This is a genomic window from Shewanella baltica (genome assembly GCF_900456975.1).
GTDB classification, from domain to species: domain Bacteria; phylum Pseudomonadota; class Gammaproteobacteria; order Enterobacterales; family Shewanellaceae; genus Shewanella; species Shewanella baltica.
On sequence record NZ_UGYM01000002.1, the window covers coordinates 4,193,686 to 4,210,237 of the forward strand.

12 protein-coding genes are annotated in these 16,552 nt (G+C 47.8%); 5 read left to right on the forward strand and 7 right to left on the reverse strand.

Going from position 1 to position 16,552, the window contains the following annotated elements; all coding sequences use genetic code 11:
- The first annotated feature begins 278 nt into the window (after positions 1 to 278).
- On the forward strand, positions 279 to 1,697 hold the full coding sequence (rimO, locus tag DYH48_RS18745; protein ID WP_115335608.1) for a 30S ribosomal protein S12 methylthiotransferase RimO: 1,419 nt from the start codon (positions 279 to 281) through the stop codon (positions 1,695 to 1,697).
- Positions 1,698 to 1,960: 263 nt separating this feature from the next.
- On the opposite strand, the gene fumC is transcribed toward rimO, so the two are convergent.
- Positions 1,961 to 3,364, reverse strand: a complete 1,404-nt coding sequence (fumC, locus tag DYH48_RS18750) for a class II fumarate hydratase (protein ID WP_115335609.1) — start codon at positions 3,362 to 3,364, stop codon at positions 1,961 to 1,963.
- A gap of 216 nt (positions 3,365 to 3,580) precedes the next feature.
- Positions 3,581 to 3,805, reverse strand: a complete 225-nt coding sequence (locus DYH48_RS18755) for a ribosome alternative rescue factor ArfA (protein WP_006083236.1) — start codon at positions 3,803 to 3,805, stop codon at positions 3,581 to 3,583.
- Between the two features lie 274 nt (positions 3,806 to 4,079).
- Between DYH48_RS18755 and DYH48_RS18760 the strand changes: the two genes are divergently transcribed.
- Positions 4,080 to 4,928 carry a substrate-binding periplasmic protein gene (locus DYH48_RS18760; RefSeq protein WP_115335610.1) on the forward strand — a complete coding sequence of 283 codons (849 nt, stop codon included), beginning with the start codon at positions 4,080 to 4,082 and terminating at the stop codon, positions 4,926 to 4,928.
- Positions 4,929 to 5,197: 269 nt separating this feature from the next.
- Positions 5,198 to 7,339: a TonB-dependent receptor gene (locus DYH48_RS18765; protein WP_115335611.1), complete on the forward strand. Its 2,142-nt coding sequence runs from the start codon at positions 5,198 to 5,200 to the stop codon at positions 7,337 to 7,339.
- 221 nt (positions 7,340 to 7,560) lie between these two features.
- On the opposite strand, the gene pmbA is transcribed toward DYH48_RS18765, so the two are convergent.
- The gene (pmbA, locus tag DYH48_RS18770; protein ID WP_115335612.1) at positions 7,561 to 8,904 is read right to left on the reverse strand and encodes a metalloprotease PmbA; all 1,344 of its coding nucleotides are present in this window, start codon (positions 8,902 to 8,904) and stop codon (positions 7,561 to 7,563) included.
- Positions 8,905 to 9,110: 206 nt separating this feature from the next.
- Here pmbA and yjgA point away from each other — a divergent pair, with 206 nt between their 5' ends.
- The gene (gene yjgA, locus DYH48_RS18775; RefSeq protein WP_006083240.1) at positions 9,111 to 9,647 is read left to right on the forward strand and encodes a ribosome biogenesis factor YjgA; all 537 of its coding nucleotides are present in this window, start codon (positions 9,111 to 9,113) and stop codon (positions 9,645 to 9,647) included.
- Between the two features lie 29 nt (positions 9,648 to 9,676).
- Entirely contained in the window at positions 9,677 to 12,187 is a 2,511-nt protein-coding gene (locus DYH48_RS18780; RefSeq protein ID WP_115335613.1) for an Ig-like domain-containing protein, read from the forward strand.
- A gap of 137 nt (positions 12,188 to 12,324) precedes the next feature.
- Here the strand turns inward: DYH48_RS18780 and DYH48_RS18785 are convergent, their stop codons facing one another.
- The 4 genes from DYH48_RS18785 to DYH48_RS18795 form a co-directional block, all read right to left on the reverse strand.
- Entirely contained in the window at positions 12,325 to 13,656 is a 1,332-nt protein-coding gene (locus tag DYH48_RS18785; protein WP_115335614.1) for an APC family permease, read from the reverse strand.
- Positions 13,653 to 13,808, reverse strand: a complete 156-nt coding sequence (locus tag DYH48_RS23765) for a hypothetical protein (RefSeq protein WP_172481214.1) — start codon at positions 13,806 to 13,808, stop codon at positions 13,653 to 13,655. The genes DYH48_RS18785 and DYH48_RS23765 overlap by 4 nt, the downstream gene beginning before the upstream one ends.
- Before the next feature lie 367 nt (positions 13,809 to 14,175).
- The gene (locus DYH48_RS18790; RefSeq protein ID WP_115335615.1) at positions 14,176 to 15,321 is read right to left on the reverse strand and encodes an ABC transporter permease; all 1,146 of its coding nucleotides are present in this window, start codon (positions 15,319 to 15,321) and stop codon (positions 14,176 to 14,178) included.
- A 1-nt stretch (position 15,322) separates the two neighbouring features.
- On the reverse strand, positions 15,323 to 16,540 hold the full coding sequence (locus tag DYH48_RS18795) for an ABC transporter permease (RefSeq protein WP_172481251.1): 1,218 nt from the start codon (positions 16,538 to 16,540) through the stop codon (positions 15,323 to 15,325).
- Positions 16,541 to 16,552 lie beyond the last annotated feature (12 nt).

The following is a 16,552-nucleotide window of genomic DNA, read 5'->3' on the forward strand; positions in this document are numbered from 1 at the left end:
AACAGCATCAACAAACTGTCTCTTGCTCGCTATAAACGCGGCGGATTTTAAAAAGGGTTAATTTTTCTGAAAAATATTTAGCTCTTTTTATCTCTATGAGTTCGGCTGCGGATCTCTAGCGGATATTTCTATATCCACACTCAAAATAGGCCTTAGGGTTAACTGGCATATTCAGCGCCCCAGTTGTACACTTTTCAGCCAAAGCTACTGTACCTTTTAACCACATCAGGTATAATCCGCCAACTTTTTTAAGGCTGCTCTAACCTCAGCGAGAAACCATGACAGTTGAAACTTTTAAACCCAAGCAAACGACCACGCTTGATATCCCAGTAAAAACATTAGAAGCAGCAAGCACTAATGCTGTTACCACTGGGAATCGCATCGGTTTTGTGTCTTTGGGCTGCCCAAAAAACCTCGTGGATTCAGAGCGTATTCTGACTCAGTTACGCATCGACGGCTACGAAGTGACTAACAGCTACGCCAATGCCGATCTGGTTATCGTCAACACCTGCGGCTTTATCGATGCTGCGGTTGAAGAATCTCTGGACGCTGTGCGTGAAGCCTTAGAAGAAAACGGCAAAGTGATCGTAACTGGCTGCCTTGGCGCCAAAGAAAACCAAATCCGCGAAGTACATCCAGATGTGTTAGAAATCACTGGCCCACACAGCTATGAAGCCGTGTTGAAGCACGTTCACAAATATGTGCCTAAGCCAGAACACAACCCTTTCACGTCATTAATCCCACAAACTGGGGTTAAGTTAACGCCTAAGCATTACGCTTATTTAAAGATTTCAGAAGGTTGCGACAACCGTTGTACTTTCTGCATTATTCCTTCACTACGTGGCGATCTCGACAGCCGCCCAGCGGGCAGCATCTTAGATGAAGCTAAGCGTTTAGTGGAATCAGGCGTACAAGAAATTTTAGTCGTCAGCCAAGATACCTCGGCCTACGGCAAAGACAAAGGCGGTCGTACCGATTTTTGGAACGGTATGCCAGTCAAGCAAGACATTACTAGCCTAGCGCGCCAACTGGGTAAAATGGGCGCTTGGGTGCGTCTGCATTATATCTATCCATACCCATGGGTTGACGATTTGATCCCACTGATGGCCGAAGGTTTGATCCTGCCGTATTTGGATATTCCAATGCAGCATGCAAGCCCACGTATCCTGAAGATGATGAAGCGTCCAGGCCGTGTTGACCGTCAGTTAGAAGCGATTCAACGCTGGCGTGAAATCTGCCCCGATCTAGTGATCCGCTCAACCTTCATCGTCGGCTTCCCAGGTGAAACCGAAGAGGATTTCCAAATCCTGCTCGATTTCTTAAAAGAAGCACGTCTTGATCGCGTCGGTTGCTTTAAGTATTCAGAAGTCGATGGCGCTGTCGCCAACACCATCACCGAGCTTATCAGCGAAGATGTTAAAGAAGACAGATACCACAGATTTATGGAAGTCCAAGCCGAGATCAGCGCCGAGCGTTTAGCCCGTTTCGTTGGCCGTACCTTAGACATTCTGATTGACGATGTTGACGAAGAAGGCGCCATTGGCCGCAGCTTCGCCGATGCACCAGAAATCGACGGTATGGTGTTTATCAATGGTGAAACTGAGCTGGAACCAGGCATGTTGGTTCGTGCTCGCATCACCCATTCAGACGAACACGATCTGTGGGCTGAAGTAGTAGACGCTGACACCCAAGACTAAGCCGTTCTGATACAGGACAGGCTATGACTCAAAAAGCGAACCTCTGGTTCGCTTTTTGTTTTTAACATTTCGTAAGCATTAACACTGCGAATGCTTCAGCATTCTTACTCCACTGTTTCACCTCACTATCTCATCACACTATTTCTTCTCACTATCTCATCACACTGTTTCTTTTCATTATCTTGGCTCACAATCTTAATTCATTGCCCGCCTCATTTCCGCTCATTTATCAGCAGCTAGGCTGAGACGTTATGAATTAAGCATTAAGCATCTGGCCCTAACATCTTATTGGCATCGACCCAAAGCTCGAACTCTTCTGCCGTGACAAACTCAAGTTCTAATGCCGCTTGGCGCAGTGTCTTGTGTTCGCTATGGGCTTTTTTGGCGATCTTAGCGGCCTTTTCATAACCGATATGTTGATTCAGCGCCGTCACTAGCATGAGTGAGTTTTCCACATGCTTAGCTATCTGCGGCTCGTTCGCCACTATGCCGACCACGCAGTGATCGTTAAACGACTGACAAGCATCCCCCAATAAGCGCCCCGATTGCAGCACATTGGCGATGATCATTGGCTTAAATACATTGAGCTCAAACTGACCATTGCTGCCGCCAATGCTAACGGCGACATCATTGCCCATGACTTGCGCGCACACCATAGTCATGGCCTCAACCTGAGTCGGGTTGACTTTGCCCGGCATGATCGACGAACCCGGTTCATTTTCAGGCAGGAATAACTCAGCGATGCCGCAGCGCGGGCCAGAACCTAACATCCTAATATCATTTGCGATCTTCATTAAACTGACCGCCGCCACTTTATAGGCCGCCGACAGGGCGACTAATTCATCGTGGGCAGCAAGGGCGGCAAACTTATTCGGCGCCGTCACTAAGGGCAAGCCTGTGAGCTTTGCGATATTGTCCGCCACCTTAACGGCGTAATCCTTATGCGTATTCAGCCCAGTGCCCACGGCGGTCGCACCTAAGGCTAACTCGGCCACCCGCTTGAGACTGTGCTCAATGCCTTCGATACCATGACTTAATTGCGCGGCGTAACCCGAAAACTCTTGGCCTAAGGTTAACGGTGTCGCATCCATAAAATGCGTGCGGCCGATTTTAACTAGGTGCGCAAACTCCTCGGCCTTGTGCTGCAAGCTCTGCTGTAGTGACTTCATGCAGGGCAAAACCAGCTCAACGGCTTGACGATAGGCGGCAATGTGCATGGCGGTGGGAAAAGTATCGTTGGAAGATTGCGAGCGATTAACATCGTCATTGGGATGTAAACATTTAACCGCATCGGTGAGTTGCCCACCTGAGAGCACATGGCCGCGATAGGCGATCACCTCATTGACGTTCATATTGGTTTGCGTGCCCGAGCCCGTTTGCCAAATCACCAAGGGAAATTGCGTATCGAGTTCGCCCGCAATCAGCTCATCGCACACTTGGGCAATCAGTTGGGCTTTAGCTTGAGTCAAAGTGCCGAGTTGTTGATTGGTGATGGCGGCGGCCTTTTTGAGATAACCAAATGCATGGATCACTTCAATCGGCATTGACGCTTCGACACCGATACGAAAGTGCTGCCGTGAACGCTCGGTTTGCGCGCCCCAATAACAGTCTGCGGGGACTTTTATCTCACCCATAGTGTCGTGTTCGATTCGATATTGCTGTGCCATGCGCATCTCCTTCGCTAAAACCCTCTAAGCGTTCACCATACTCGCTCAGGGTAAAAGTACCAATTCATTCCAAGCTAAGCTCTCAGAAGGAAAGCGACTATCGACAATAAGGCTGATTTAAGCGTAAAGACGGATGTTGAGGCTGGCGAAGTAGCAGTAACGGGCAGGACTAACGAGGGACTAAAGCAAGCAGGCTAAAACAGGGGAAACAACAGATTAACAAAAGCTCAGACGTAGAAAGTCAAAAGGGGCATCGCCCTTGTGCTGATGCCCCTTTCGGTTTTGTGCCTTACGGTCATATGACCCTTTGCCCTTTTTGGCTTTCTCGGTGCGGGTCCTAAACAGGGGACTCGTCACTAACGCTTTAAGTGCGTTGTCGGTAATGGTGCCTCGGCCACTTTCGTGTTCTAAGGTCATATTTTGCGGTTTTTGCTTAGTCATTTTATGCCTCACTGCTTAATGAAAGTTAAGCCCATGGCCTAACAGCGCAAACTATAACGCAATCAAATCAGATGTACAGAGTTTGTGCACTCCAACATAAAAAATGGCGTTGACTAGTAGGAAAGTATGATAGATTATTCAAACAAAAATAATATATTAAGCTTAATAATCAATAAGATTTAGTTAATGAATTTTAAGATTAGTTTACGGATTTTGCCATAACCTTTATTGGCACTCAGGTTACACTTTGTAATCGACAGATAAGGAGATCAATTTGAAATCCACCTTAGTCGCTCAACCTTGGCTCGGCGCACTGCTCTTGCTGATGACGCTTCAAGCCCCGCTCGCCAATGCCTTTTCCAGTTCAGACGCCTGCGTGATTACCATGGGGTATCGCACCAGCGAACGCTTACCTTTTATTGAAGATGAGCCCAATAACACGGGATTTTATCACGACCTTTATCAAGCGGCAGCGGACAAGATTGGCTGCAAACTCAATGTAGTGCGCGCACCTAAATTACGCATACTGCGGGATCTCAAGCTCGGCAATATCGACTTTTATCCCGGGCTTAACTTCACCGAAGATCGGGCTAAATACGCGCATTTTATCCCTAATGGACTTTCAGAACGCGCCATAGGCATTAGCCGTGCGGGGGCCGCCGATATTCGCTCGATTGAGCAGTTGGTCAACAACAAGATGACCCTCTTAATCGCCCCCGGCAGTTACGACTTTGGCGGCCTGCCGGACAAAATACAAGTACGTAAACCGCCTGAACTCAATGTGTCTAAAGCCTTGGATTATTTGCTTACTAACCAAGGGGATTTTTTCATCTACGATCAAACCACACTGCATTATTACCTTAACGATCGCGACCCCACTCAGTTCAAACTCCACTATAACTGCTGCCAATCAGCGCAGGAAATGTACCTCGGCTTCTCTAAAAAAAGCCGCCACTACCGCGGTAGGCACAACCCTAACTATCGCGCCGAAAACCCCATCAGCCCAGACAATAATCCCACAGTGTTAGCGCCTGATTCTAAAGCTTTCCAGTTTGCCAAAGCACTCGCTGCCATGGATTCCCAAGGCGAAACTCAGCGGCTGTATAGCAAGTATTTTGGTTAGCTCAAGTCTTAAAAACTCACGCCTCCTCTAACGGCCGATAAAGCAGGATTCCATTGATGTGCTTATCGATGATTGATGAGCACAATGTTTAAAGAGTCAAAGAAAATCATGGCCTAAGTGATTCAAGTGCGAGGAATTTACCTTCTGCTCAAGCTCAATTCTGTTTTTAACCCGCTTTGTTGCCCTCTGCGACAATATGCCGCACCTGTCACTCATAGATGCTCTTTATAATGCAGCGCAATTAATCCAAGTGAATGGAAGACAATAAGATGGCTGCAAATTCTGCGTATTTATCTCACCCGTTTAAAACTTCAGTAATTTCCTCATCCCTCGCAATCGCCATGGGCTTATCGCTAGCGCCACAGGCAATGGCCGATGACAGCGAATTAGCCAATATTGAACGCTTAGAAGTCCACGGCCAACAGACCGAAAACCGCAACACGCTAGGTTCGGCTGAAAACCTGCTGAAAGGACAAGGAGTAGATTTCTCCGAAGCGGGTGGCGTATCAGCTCTGCCTATTCTCAATGGCATGATGGGCGATCGCATTAAAGTGTTAGTTGATGGTGCGGACATTACAGCTTCCTGCGCCAATCAAATGAATCCACCGCTGTCCTATATTTCCGCCAATCAAGTCACCACAGCCGAAGTGATTGCGGGTGTATCGCCAGTCAGCGCGGGTGGCGACAATATCGCGGGTGTGATCAAAGTCAGCAGCCTTAATCCTAAATTTGGCGAAAGCGATAGCATCAAGTGGAATAACGGCGATATCTCAACGGGATACCGCAGCGTGAGTGATACCTTGCTACTGGGCACCAATGCCACAGTTGCCAGCAAAAATATCAGCCTAAGCTATCAAGGCGCCTATGAAGATGCCAACAGCTATAAAGATGGCAATGGCGATAAAGTCATCGATACCCTGTACCGCGCACAAAACCATGCATTGACCGCCGCATGGCGCGATGAGACTCAACAAGTCGCCATCAAACTGACCCATCAGAATATTCCATTTCAAGGTTTTGCTAACCAATACATGGATATGACGGATAACAAGAGTTACGGTGCCCTCGCCCATTATCAACTTAAACTCGACGATGACGGCGAGTTCAGCGCCCAATTCAATTGGCACGGCGTGAAACACGAGATGGGCTTTTTCACCCCAGAAAAAACCGGCAAGATGCCGATGAACACAGAAGGCGATGACTACAGCTATCAACTGCACTGGCGCTTGCCAATGGGCGATGACAGTACCTTACTGGTCGGCCAAGAATTCTATAGCTACCACCTCGACGATGTGTGGCCTGCGGTGCCAGGCACTATGATGGCGCCGAATGATTACATCAACATCAATGATGGCGAACGTCGTCGCGCCGCCGTTTATGGCGAATGGCAGCAAGATTTGAGTCCAAGCTGGTGGTTATCGGCGGGTGTTCGCTTTGAGTATGTCACCACCAATACCGGTGAAGTCCAAGCTTATAGCCCTAGCTCTATGATAGGAGCGCCAATGATGGGCATGCCGAATATGGATGCCGCTGCGGCGCAGGCCTTTAACGAGATGGACACAGAGCGTAATGATGATCTGATTGACGCCACTTTACTGGCTCGCTATCAATTATCGACCAATCAACAACTTGAGTTTGGTTTAGCCCGCAAGAATCGTGCACCGAATCTGTACGAGCGTTACAGTTGGGGCCGCGGCACTATGGCAACCACTATGATAGGTTGGTATGGCGATGGTAATGGTTATGTGGGTAATCCAGATCTAAAGCCAGAAACTGCCCACACCCTGAGCGCAGCCTACAAATATAACGGTGATAGCTGGCAAGTCTCGACCACAGCTTGGTACACAGCGGTGACTGACTATATCGATGCCGAAGTGATTGGTAGCTTCAGTCGCACTAGCTCAGCTGATGGCAAACGCAATATTCTTCAATTCACTAACTTAGATGCCAATCTCTATGGTGCACGTTTTAATGCGCTCTATCAGTTTGCCGAAACCAGCACAGGTAAATGGCAAGTGTTAGGCAAAGTAAATGTGACCCGTGGTGAGCGAGATGAAGGCAATGAGCCTTTATATCAAATCAAGCCGCTGCAAACCGAGCTGGCACTGCAACATCAACTCGGTAACTGGGAAAATAGTCTTTCATGGCAATGGGTTGCGACCAAAGATCGCGTGGATGACCGCCGCCTTGAAAATGAAACCGATAGCTACTCCTTGCTTAACTTAAACAGCAGCATGAAATGGCAGGATCTGACTGTCACCTTCGCGGTGAATAACCTATTCGACAGCTACTATGAGCTGCCACTAGGCGGTGTGAGTGTAGCGGAATTTAAGGCCGATAATACCAATGGCTTTAAGCAGATTGCCGGTGCAGGTCGCTCGTTCGAACTCAGCGCAAGCTATGCGTTTTAACGACTGATTTTTAACGGCATGGATTTGTGACGATACCGCTGATTAGGGCGAATAGCCCTAATCGGCGCGTTAAACAAAAAGGGCAAGCAGATTAAGTGATTAATCGCTTGCCCTTTTTTATGCTCAAACCATATTCATGTTACTGACGCTAAAGCACTGGCACTAAAACGCTGAGACGACTTAAGCGCTATGCAGCACGGCTGAATGAGTGAGACTATGGATTAGTTACCCGCAATCTTCATTTCAGATAACAAGATGCCGCCGGTACGAATCGATGAGCGCAAATCAAAATCCTTACTCACGGCTTGCACGCCACGGAACATCTCTTTTAAGTTACCCGCGATAGTGATCTCTTCCACTGGATATTGGATCTCACCGTTTTCAACGTAGAAACCTGCCGCACCACGGGAATAATCGCCCGTTACCATGTTCACACCTTGGCCCATAACTTCGGTCACAATCAAACCTGTGCCCATGTCTTTTACCAATTCGTCGAAGGTTTGGCCTGTGTGGCCAAGGGTCCAGTTATAGATACCGCCCGCATGACCCGTGTTGGTTAAGCCTAACTTGCGCGCCGAGTAGCTGGTCAGCAAATAGGTTTCTAACATGCCGCGATCGATGATACGTCTATCTTGAGTCGACACGCCTTCGCTGTCGTAGTTCGCGCTCGCCAGTGCGCCCAGTAAATGCGGCTGTTCTTCAATATTGAACCAATCGGGGAAGATTTGGGTGTTGATCGAATCCAATAAGAAACTGGATTTACGGTATAAACTGCCGCCGCTGATAGCACCGATAAAGTGGCCGATTAACCCTGTGGCGATATCTGGAGCCAATAAAATAGGTAAACGCGTTGTCGCAATCTTACGCGCACCGAGGCGACTGACTGTCTTCTCGGCTGTTTTTAAACCGACGGTTTCAGGCGCAAGCATCTCGCTGAATTTACGGGCGATAGTGTAATCGTAATCCCGTTGCATATTGCCTTCGCTATCTTCACCGATCACGCTGCAACTTAAGCTATAACGCGAGCTGCAATACCCGTTTAAGAAACCGTGGCTGTTGCCATACACTTTAACCGCAGTGTGGGCATTGGCACTGGCGCCGTCGGAATTATTAATGCGCGGATCGGCATCGAGTGCCGCAGTTTCGGCGCGGATCGCCAGTTGGGCTAACTCATCGGGGGAAATATCTTGTGGATAATACAGCTGAAGATCGCGGATCTGAGTTGCCATCAAGGCTTTATCGGCAAGACCACTGAAAGGATCGGGCGAAGTGTAACGGGCAATATCGTCAGCCGCTTTCACCGCTAAGGCGATGGCCTCTGGACTTAAATCCGACGTTGATGAACTGCCCTTGCAACCATCGCGGTAAACCGTAATGCCTAAGGCACCATCTTTATTAAATTCAACGGTTTCAACTTCTTTTAAACGGGTAGAAACCGACAAACCTTGTTGTTTACTGATCGCCACTTCGGCAGCGTTCGTTCCTAATTTGTTGGCATATTCCAGCGCCACGGCCACCGCATCTTTCAGCGCGCCCAATTCACTATCGATTCTGTTCAAAGACACAAAGCTACTCTTTCGTTGTCGGCAATGACGCTAGCATAACAAACACAAATCCCATTCACATTAATTATTAGCGTAACATTGAGTCGCAGCTCAATACTAGGCTAAGGTGCAAAAGGGCTCTGGTCTTTGTTTCAACACATTCACCTAGGCGATTTTTGGCTGGAGATGTTATTATTAGCCAGTTATTTACTTGAGGTTTTATCTATATGAAGATTGTTGGTGATTCAGAACATTTTAAACAGCCCTACGACATAGATGAAGATTATGTCAGCAGTAAAACAACGGACAAGCGTGATAGCGAAGCCGTGCAAAAAGTCGGTATGGAGCTTGTTTCACTGAGCAAGACTCAGCTAGATAAAATCGAGCTGGATGAGTTTTTGTACGACGCTATCCTGCAAACACGCAAAATCAAGGTTAATACTGAGGCGTATCGTCGCCACATGCAGTATATCGGCAAATTGATGCGTAATTTTGATATCGAGCCTATTAAGGCTTCACTCGCTATCGTGTTGAATAAAAACAACAACGAAACTGCGAAGTTGCAGATGTTCGAAAAAATGCGTGAACGCTTACTCAGCCAAGGTGATGCTGAAATTCAAACCTTAGTTGAGCATTATCCGCAATTAGACAGACAAAAACTGCGTACTTTGGTGCGTCAAGCGACCAAAGAACTGGCCAAAGGTCCAGAATCAAAATCATCTAAAGAGCTGTTTAAATATCTACGCAGCGAAATCCAAGACTAATTAACTTCAGCCCCACAAGGATGTTGCTTATGCGACTTAGCAAAACGTTATGTAGCCTAGCTTTGCTTTTTATTGGACTATTTGGACTCGGGGCCTGTAACGGCCCTGCGGACGAAGATAACGGTGGCACAGATGCCACTGACGGTATCTATAAACTGTCTATCGACTTTAAGACCTTATCGGGTTCTGAATGCGGCAGTGTTACTTCACTCCAAAGTTTCCCTAAAGACACAGGTTTTTGCGCAGTCGCGAAGTTAAAGAAAGGCTCAGCTACAGTGAGCAAGCAGAAAGTCGACTTTACGACAGACCTTGGTGTATTAACACCTAATAGCAAACTAACAGACAATAACGGTGAAGCCATTATTATCGTTAGTAATCCTGATTTACTTGTCAATGCAGGGATAATTACTGCAACGACAACCCCAAATGATTCCACAACGGCGCTAACAGCTACCCGCAATTTTGAGTTTTTAGTTGTTAGCGATGGTACCTCTCCTGCCGTTCCTAAACTCAGCGCCAGTATTTTAAATAGCTCAGCCTTAGTGACTCGCTTCAAAGTCGATGAGTCGGTACAACTGCAAGCCATATTGCTCGATAGTGAAAGCAACGGCATCGAAGGCGCGAAAGTGACGTTCGCCGCAGGTTCTGCAGCGCTGAATCCTGCAAGTGCGCTGACCAACACCCAAGGTATTGCGCAGGTGCCCTATACGCCAAGTGCAACTGAGTTAGGGGCAAACTCCCTCACAGTAACAGTGGACTATCAAGGTCAATCGTTGCAAACCAGCAGTCTGTATGAAGTTTTGAGTAAAGATGCCGTCAATCAAGAAGGTACGCTGAAACTCGGCTCATTCAATGGCGCTGTCTTTACTGAAGGTAAACTGGCGAGCACCTTAACCGCCGATGCCAATGGCGCATATAAGATCAGCGCAGGCGGCAGCTTTGGGGTGACCGCAAGTTTAGTCTTAGAGGCCAATGACGGTACTATTACCCGAGTGCAAACCCCCTCTTCCATCAGCTTTAGCTCAGATTGCACCAGCAGTAATAGTGCGACACTCGATACCCCAGTTACGACCTTATCGGGTAATGCGAGCTCAACCTTCCAAGACACAAGTTGCAGTGGCAACAGTGAACGTAGCGACCAAATCATCGCCACGACAGTAGCAGGCAATCAGACGCTAACGGCAAATTTCCCGTTCACACTGCAACGCCAAACGCTTGCCAGCTTAAGTTTTGAGTCAGCAGAGCCAGCACAAATTCGCATTAAAGGTGCGGGCGGCACTGGTGCAAGCGAATCCTCTTTAGTCAGCTTCAAAGTCACCAGCGCCAATGGCCAACCCGCAGCGCAGCAAGAAGTCAGCTTTACCTTAGACACTGTGGTTGGTGGTTTAAGTTTTGCTAATGGCACTGCGAATGCGCAAAGCCTGACTAACTCCCAAGGTATCGCCAGTGTGCGCGTATTATCCGGCACTGTCCCCACACCTGTGCGCGTGGTCGCTACTGCGGTGGATACTGATACTAAAGAAGTCATCACTAGCCAGTCAGAGCAACTCACAGTCAATACCGGCTTGCCGCAACAGCTTGGGTTTAGCCTATCAACGACAGTATTCAATCCAGAAGCGGGTGACTTTAATGGTGAAACCGCAACGATCACCATTCGAGCCTCCGATAGTTTTGGCAATCCAGCACCCGATGATACTGCTGTCAACTTCACGACAGAAGGTGGTAGCATAACCTCTCCATGTTTAACTAAAAATGGGACTTGTAGCGTTGTTTGGACTTCACAAACGGCACGCGTACCCGATCACCGCATCACGATTCTCGCTTATGCCTTAGGTCACGAAACCTTCTTCGATACCAATGGCAATAACATCTTTGATGATGCCGATATCAGTAAAGACATCAATGGCACGCCCGTGACTGACTTGGCTTGTTTAACAAATTCAGGCGTTGCAAAAAAATGCACAGGCAATGGTATGGACATCGAAGCCTATCTTCCTAGTGGTTTTAGTGATCTAGGTGATGCGTTTAGGGATGACAATGAAGATGGCATTAGGAATTCAGCCGAACCATTTTGGAATACTCAAGCAAAAGAATATAGTTTTGCCGATGGTAAATTTAACGGTCCACAATGCGAAAGCGCACTCTGCGGCAAAGGCCAAGCCAATAAAACCTATATCCGCAAAGCCTTAGTAATGAGCATGTCAGGCTCACAGGCTTATATCAGTGTGATGCAAGACGGTGTGTTATTGCCGAGTGTGAATGACATCAAACCTGTCGCCGTTGGTGCTAGCTCTGAGTTTGTCGTTTATGTCCACGACAGTGCGAATCAAATCATGCCTGCTAACACAAGTATCGAACTTTGCGTCGATTGTGCTGGAGCGCCTAAAACCTTCGAAGTGCCCAATACTGTTTATGCGAAAGGCAGTCTAGGTTCGCCGCTGAAATTTACAGCATCGGCCAACGCCAGTGTATCGCTGAAAGTCACAACCCCTAAAAATGTGGTCACTGACAACTTAGGTTTCACTGTGCCATCGCTTTAAAACTCGATTAAGCAAACTGAAAAGACCCGCGAATGCGGGTCTTTTCAATTGGACGTTTTATTAGAAGACTATGATGCCTCAATCAAACCGTTGTCAGTTGTTAGCAATAGCTGCGACTCTACAATCCTATGCTGCAACTAATTGTGTAACTCTACAGTTCGGCGTAAACGTAAGCTACGCAGGGCTAGATATAAGGCTCCCACTGCAGCCCAAATCAATCCCAATTCTAAAGACTGTGGCTCTAAGTTCGCCCAAAGTACCCCAATAGTGCCAGCGCCACACAGGGGCAATACTAAGTATTGCAGGTGATCCTTAAAGGATTGATTACGTCGCTCCCTCACATAAAACTGCACAATGACGGCTAAGTTCACGAAGGTGAACGCCACTAAGGCGCCAAAGTTAACTAAGGCTAAGGCCATTTCCAAATCAAATGATACCGCAGACAGCGCTAGTGCCCCCACCAACAAAACATTAAATGCAGGGGTGCGCCACTTAGGGTGGATATAAGCAAACCCTTTACGTGGCAGCATGTTGTCCCGTCCCATCACATACAAAATCCGTGCAACCCCAGCATGGGCAGCCATACCGGATGCCAACACCGCCACTGTAGTCGCCACTAATACGATGGACTGGAATAGGTTTCCTCCAACGTAGAGTGCGATTTCGGGTAATACCGCATCAAGCTCCTGGAAGCGGGAAATATCGGGAAAATAAAGCTGAAGGAAATAAGACACGCCGACAAAAATCACCCCACCAATAAAGGCGGTCAACACAATCGCCCGCGGAATAACACGCTGCGCATCCTTCGTTTCTTCGGTCAGCGAACTCAAACCGTCAAAGCCGAGGAAGGAAAAACACAGAATAGTGGCGCCAGTAAATAACGGCACAATCGCCATATTCTCGGCATAAAATGGTCGCACGCTTGCAATCGCACCTTCGCCTTCACCAAGGGAAATGCTATAGGCCATTAATGCAATAAACACGAGGATAATGGCGATTTGCACAAATACTATCACCCCATTAAAGTTAGCCACCAGATCAATCCCTTTAAGATTGAGCAGGGTCATTATGGTCACGAGTGCAAAAATGAAGATCCAAGGTTCAACAGTGGGGAACATGGCAGTTAAATAGATTTTTGCCAGCAACATGTTGATCATTGGCATAAACATATAATCAAGTAGCGACGACCAGCCCACCATAAAACCGACATTCGGACTAAAGGTTTTCTGGGCGTAAGTGTAGGCTGATCCTGCGTAGGGATATTTACACACTAAGTGGCCATAACTGAATGCGGTAAACAAAACTCCCGCCAGCGCGAATAGATAAGACGTAGCCACATGGCCAGAGGTAATCTCAGAAACAATACCAAAGGTGTCAAAAACAGCCATAGGTGTGAGATAGGCGAGCCCCATCACTACCACTTGCCATAAATTGAGGGTCTGCTTCAAACCCGGTTTGTGTTGACTCATGAGCACGCCCCCATTGCACAGGGGTGAACAGCTAACCATGCATCTGCAATTGGTTCTGGCATGTGACTCACCATCAGCACTTTAGGCTTAATGGCTAACTCAACAACTTGATTTACGGCAATGACCGAAAATTCGGTGCACAACAGCCCCATTGATTTGTCCTCATTAAAATAGGTTCAGCCGAACCTCATATCATTTCCGGATGTTTACCGGCCTCAATTGTTTTAAAACGCATACTCTCTAAATAAAAATAACCGAGATACTGAGTACCTCGGCCATTTTTTCGGCGCGCATTCTCCCCCAAAACCCGCAAGAAGACAACCCAACAAGGACACTTTGCTGGCTATCTGCGCGATGAGAGCATTAAGTTAACTGAATAAAAGAGGTAACGATGGGGGACTAACGCGATTTTGAAAGCGTGATGAGATATTAATTTTTAACCCTGAAGGCGCGCATGTGGGATGCATGCCGCCATTAAGTATCTGAGAGAATGATGTTTAATTGATGAGCCAGAAAATACTAACCCACTTCAGCCAACAATCTCGCTCTGCGCTTAATACCCAAGATCGCTAAGCCAAAAAAGACGGCAAATAAGCCCCAGAGTTGTAGCCACTTGGGCATCACACTTGCCCAACTTGCGCCCATTTGATTGAGTTCTAGCATGCCCATAATTGCGGGTACGGCAGGAATAAACTGCGAACCTAATACTAACGGTTCGGGGATCAGTGCTATCGGCCAGACAAAACCTGACACGAATAGAATCGGCATTGAAATCAACAACAATACTTGGGTCGGTAAATCGCGGCGGGTAAACAAAGTGCTCATGGCGACCCCAGCGGCGGCGGTAGCCAATAAAAAAGGCAACAACCATAACGCGACAACACCCAGACTTGCCTGAATGCTGACGTGATACCAGTGATAACAATAGCCGACGTAAAAACTAGTAAAGAAGAGATAAATCAATATGAAGGCGAGTATTCGCCCACATAAAAGTTGTACGGGCGAGACCTGCTGCCAATAGCCTTTCTGGCGCCATTGCCCTGCCCCTAAAATACCTGTGCCTATGAGCAAGGTTTGATGCAAGATCAGCAAAAATAGTCCAGGTACTACATAGGGCGTATAACCTAGGCTTGGGTTAAAGGCAGGCACGCTATTGAGGTGAATCGAGTTGACACTCTGCTCAGCCTGTTTAGGGTTTGTGCCTTGGGCCAACATGCCAATCAATTGCACTTGCTTGCCCGCGTCCATACCCGCGCTCACTAAGCCTTCGACAACCGCGGAGTAAATCAGGAAATAACTGGCGTCACCGCCATAACTTAACGTCACTCCCTTACCCAGCATTAAGTCGCGGCGGAAACCTTCTGGGATCACCAGTAAGCCGTGGGCCTTGCGCGTCTCAATAAAACGCTTCGCCTCGGTAATCGAACCCACTTGGCCTATGACTTGGATTTTTGCACTGGCGTCAGCATGGCGGATCAACTGGCGGCTTAGGGAGGAATGATCTAAATCTACCACGATCAGTTGTTGCTCGGTCGGCACTTGGTTCAGATAAGGTAAAGGATATAAAATCGAATAAAACAGCACACCACCAAACAAGGTCACTGCGATCGCTTTATCGCTAATAATGGCCTTAAGTTCAGTTAATATCAGTCGCCACATATTCATCCTATTGCCCCTTCGCAGGTAAGGCTGCGTCCGAGTCATATGCAGTCACGATAGTATTGGCGGTGATCGTGATGGGCAGTAATTTACGCGATAACAAATATATCAAAGGCAGCAAACAGATAAAGCCCCAATAACCGCTGAGTTGGTTCGCCACATTCGGCCAATCGGCGCCATAACTGACGATACTCACATGGGATTCAATATAGTGGCTCGACGGCATTATCAATCGCCACCACTGCGCCAATTGCGGCATATCATGGGTGGGGAAAGTGATCCCCATAAAGGCAAAAGCGGGCGCAAATAAGGCTGTGCAAAAACTGATAACCCGCGCACTGTCACGCATTACCACAAAGATTAATAACACCACACTCCAGACCGCCAGCAACATCACTAATTGCGCTAACAGCAATAGGGCTAAACTGCCCGCCATCGGCAGCGCGAGATACAAGTACAGCCAAGCTAAAATAAAGCCGCCCTGCAGCATCAATATCGGCGTAAGCAACACTAATTTCGCCAGCACCTTAGGCCAAAAATGCTCGGTTAAGGTATTCGATATGCCATTGACCTGAGTCATGGGCGCGAGATGCAGCTCTCGATTTAAGCTGTTGGCCATGACCAACATAGATAATAACTGCCACAGCGCCACGAGCACTGGCGGCACTAAGAAGCCTATATAGTTGTTATTTCGATTAAACAAAGCCGTTGTCTGGCTTTTGATTGGGCTTAAATTGACTGCCACTTGGGATTTAGGCGTGCCGTTGGCGAGCTGTTTTAAGCCCGCAACTTGCAACAAACCATCACCCAGACTCAACTGAATTTGGCTTGAGAGTAACTTACCCACCAGCAAAAATTGACTGTTGTAGCGCACATCTATGGTGGGCTTGTGGCCAGTGAGCAAATCTTTTTTCATATCATAGGGAAAGACCACGATAGCGTAGACTTTCGCCTGCTGCATCGCCGACACGGCCGCGGCTAAATCGGTGAAGTTTTGTGGCTCAGTCACAGGATTAGCCTTCAGCTGACGGGTCAGCATACGGCTTAATTGACTGTGGTCTTGATCGACAATCGCCACTGGCAGTTGTCTCGGTAAGCCTGCACTGAATAGCCACCACAGGCAGAAAATCCCGATCAGCGGAATATAACTGATCAGCGCCAACTGCCAAGGATCGCGCCACAGCGCACTGAGCTCACGGCGAATTAACGCGATGAGCAAGGCCATAAAGCTTCTGCT

What these genes read in the sequence shown, in the direction of transcription:
- rimO (WP_115335608.1), top strand. Translation starts at nt 279, where the DNA reads ATGACAGTTGAAACTTTTAAACCCAAGCAAACGACCACGCTTGATATC.
- fumC (WP_115335609.1), bottom strand. Translation starts at nt 3,364, where the DNA reads ATGGCACAGCAATATCGAATCGAACACGACACTATGGGTGAGATAAAA.
- DYH48_RS18755 (WP_006083236.1), bottom strand. Translation starts at nt 3,805, where the DNA reads ATGACTAAGCAAAAACCGCAAAATATGACCTTAGAACACGAAAGTGGC.
- DYH48_RS18765 (WP_115335611.1), top strand. Translation starts at nt 5,198, where the DNA reads ATGGCTGCAAATTCTGCGTATTTATCTCACCCGTTTAAAACTTCAGTA.
- yjgA (WP_006083240.1), top strand. Translation starts at nt 9,111, where the DNA reads ATGAAGATTGTTGGTGATTCAGAACATTTTAAACAGCCCTACGACATA.
- DYH48_RS18780 (WP_115335613.1), top strand. Translation starts at nt 9,677, where the DNA reads ATGCGACTTAGCAAAACGTTATGTAGCCTAGCTTTGCTTTTTATTGGA.
- DYH48_RS18785 (WP_115335614.1), bottom strand. Translation starts at nt 13,656, where the DNA reads ATGAGTCAACACAAACCGGGTTTGAAGCAGACCCTCAATTTATGGCAA.
- DYH48_RS23765 (WP_172481214.1), bottom strand. Translation starts at nt 13,808, where the DNA reads ATGGGGCTGTTGTGCACCGAATTTTCGGTCATTGCCGTAAATCAAGTT.
- DYH48_RS18790 (WP_115335615.1), bottom strand. Translation starts at nt 15,321, where the DNA reads ATGAATATGTGGCGACTGATATTAACTGAACTTAAGGCCATTATTAGC.
- DYH48_RS18795 (WP_172481251.1), bottom strand. Translation starts at nt 16,540, where the DNA reads ATGGCCTTGCTCATCGCGTTAATTCGCCGTGAGCTCAGTGCGCTGTGG.